Annotated in this window: 3 protein-coding genes; all 3 read right to left on the reverse strand. The window is 76.7% G+C overall.

The features are described from left to right. Positions 1-56: 56 nt before the first annotated feature. Entirely contained in the window at positions 57-809 is a 753-nt protein-coding gene (locus A6302_RS20005; RefSeq protein ID WP_141704016.1) for a hypothetical protein, read from the reverse strand. Between the two features lie 115 nt (positions 810-924). Beyond that, positions 925-2,316, reverse strand: a complete 1,392-nt coding sequence (locus tag A6302_RS20010; RefSeq protein ID WP_069308487.1) for a hypothetical protein — start codon at positions 2,314-2,316, stop codon at positions 925-927. A gap of 20 nt (positions 2,317-2,336) precedes the next feature. Further along, positions 2,337-2,532 (reverse strand): hypothetical protein (locus tag A6302_RS23770; protein ID WP_210183416.1); only part of this gene is annotated, 196 nt, incomplete at its 5' end.

Below are 2,532 nucleotides of genomic sequence, written 5' to 3' on the forward strand. Positions count from 1 at the left end.
GTCCCCTGATGGCTCGCCCTCGGCCGCCGCAGCGGCGGCGTCCGGCGACGTTCCGTTCAAGGTGGTGCCGGCGTCCCCTTCGGCCGTCGCGGCTGCGGTGCGCAGGGGCATGGCGAACTGGCCGGCCACCATGGCCGCAGCCGCGGACTGGGCGGCGACGGGAACCGGCGCATTCGGCTGCGCCTGCGCCGCGATCGCGGGAACGGACGGGGTGGCGGCCTGCGCAGCGACCTGGCGAGGCTCGGCGCGATCGCGTCGGGATCCGGGGCCAGGCTTCGCAGGGCGGAGGCGTCGGCCTCCGACGGCCTGTCCACAGCGGTGTCGGGAGCGGTTCCCGCAGCGGCATCGGGGGCCGTTTCCGGTGCGATCGCCGACGGGTTGCCGGCCTGGGCCGGCAGGACGACCGGGGGCTCGGCGCGCGGCGCGGCGGCCATCCGCTCGGCGCCCGTCGCCGGCAACGCCGGGGCCTGCGGCAAGGGCGATGACAGGCGGGCGGCCGGGGCGTCCTCCTCGGCCTCGCCGTCGGTGCCGGCGGCGCCGGCCATCGCGGCCTCAAGGTCGCCCTCGCCGTCCGTCTCGGCTGTTTCGACGAGCGCGGGCAGGGGCGCATCGAGCTCGGCCGGGGCCGGGGCCGGGGCGGTGGCGAAGGCTTCGGCTTTCACGGCCGGCAGTTCGGTCCGGACCGCCTGCACATCGAGGCCGTCAGCGAGACTGCCATCGACGGAGGCGGTGACCGGCGCAACGACATCGGCCGGGCGCGCCGGAACCTCGGCGTCACCGGTGGCTGCCGCCATGGCGGCGAGGGGCACGGAGACAGCCGCACGATCGGTCGCGGCGACCGGTGAGGCACGCGCCGGCTCCGCCTGCGGCTGATCGGGTGCCGCGGGGTGCGCCACATCGGCAAGGATCGTCTCGCTGTCCGTTTCAACCGGCTGCGAAGCGACTTCGCCCGGCGCGGGCCGGGCCGTCGCGGTCTCCGGGGTGGTGTCCGGCTGCGCGGATGCGGCCACGACAGAGGCGGCCGGGATCGTCTCGGCGGCCGTCGCGGCCTCGGCGCTGCTCGAGAGCGGCGCAGCGACGACATCCGCGGTCGGCTGCCCGGCCGGTGCCTCGGCGACGGGGAGGCACGGGTGTCGACAGCACCGGCCCGGCTGCCGAAGCGACCGACGGCACCGGCTGCGGCGCGGCATCGAGGGGGAGGGGCCGGGCGGGCGCAGGGGAGATCTCCGGCACGGTCGCGTCGACCGTTTCCGCCGGCGCCGCCTGCACCGGCCCGGCCGGTGCGGCAGTCTCCTTCTTCGCGACGACGATCTGCTCCGGGGGCTCGGCCGCGGCCGGGGGGGCCTCGGACGAGACGCCGGCGGCCGCAGGATCCTGGCGTCCGGCCGGAACCGGTGTGGCAGCCGTCGCCAAGGGCAGCGGAGCCGCATCGGTCACGACCGGCCGGGCAGGCGCGGCAGGGATGTCGGCGGAACTGGCGTCGACCGCGGCAACCGGGATCTGCACGGGGGCGGATGCGCCTTCGGCGCGGTCAGCACCGGTTCGGCACTCGGCAGTTTCAGTCATGATCACGGCCGGTGTCGCGACATCTGTCACGACCGTGCTGGTCTCTGCAGGTGCGCGGACGGTTTCCGGCGCAGGGCTCTCGACGGTCGCCGGGGCGGGCGCCGCCGACGCGGACTGCGCCTCGGCCTCGATCACGATCGGGCGGGATCCCGTGGCGGGACGATCCGGAGACGCGAAGACGGCTGGCGCAACCTCTGGCACCGCCGACATCGGCGCGGGGGCAGCCGCGCTCCCGGCAGCGTTCTGGTGGGCCGGCGGCACCGGCGCCGGGGGCGCAGCCGCGGCGGCTGGTCCCGCGGCATCGGTCGCGATGCCGCTGACCTGGGCGAGATCGCCGACGGCGGTCGGCGCAGGGGCTGCGATGGTCGCCGAGGGGGCCGCCGCCGGCGGGACCGGTGCCTGGACTTCGGTCGCGGCGAGGCGGGTCGGGGCGGCATGAACTTCCGGAGCGCCGTCAGCGGCCGCGACAACCGGCGTCTGCGCGGCAGCGGAGGCAACCTTCGGTGCGGCCTGGAGGGGCGCGGCGGCCCCATCTTCCACGGCCACGGCGGGCTGCGCGGCGGTTGCCGCCGCACCATCGGAACCGGCCGCTTCGTCGGCGAGGACTGCGGCCGGCTGACCTGCCGGCGCTGGGGTCTCGACCTTGCTCGGGGCAATCGCCGTCTCCACGGGAAGAGGAGCGGCGTCGTTGACGATCGGCTGCGTTGTCGTGCGTGCACTGTCGGGCGTCGTCGGCGCGGTCGCAGGCATGGGCGCCTGTCCGGGTGCCCTCACGGGCCGCGCCGCGGCCTGTCCGGGTTCGGCTTGCGCGGTAGCCGGCATGGCAGCCGACAGCAGGGCATCCGCGCCTTGCGCGAGCTTTCGGCGGCGACATCCGCCTGCGCGACACCTGCCTGCGCGAAGGCCGACGGCTGCGCCGGAGCGGCGCCCGCCGTCACGGGGGGGATAGCCGGCGAGACCGACAGG

Origin of the sequence: Methylobrevis pamukkalensis, from assembly GCF_001720135.1 — a bacterium.
GTDB classification, from domain to species: Bacteria; Pseudomonadota; Alphaproteobacteria; order Rhizobiales; family Pleomorphomonadaceae; genus Methylobrevis; species Methylobrevis pamukkalensis.

Excerpts from the sequence above, each read along its gene's own strand:
- A6302_RS20010 (WP_069308487.1), bottom strand. The coding sequence starts at position 2,316 with ATGCCTGCGACCGCGCCGACGACGCCCGACAGTGCACGCACGACAACG.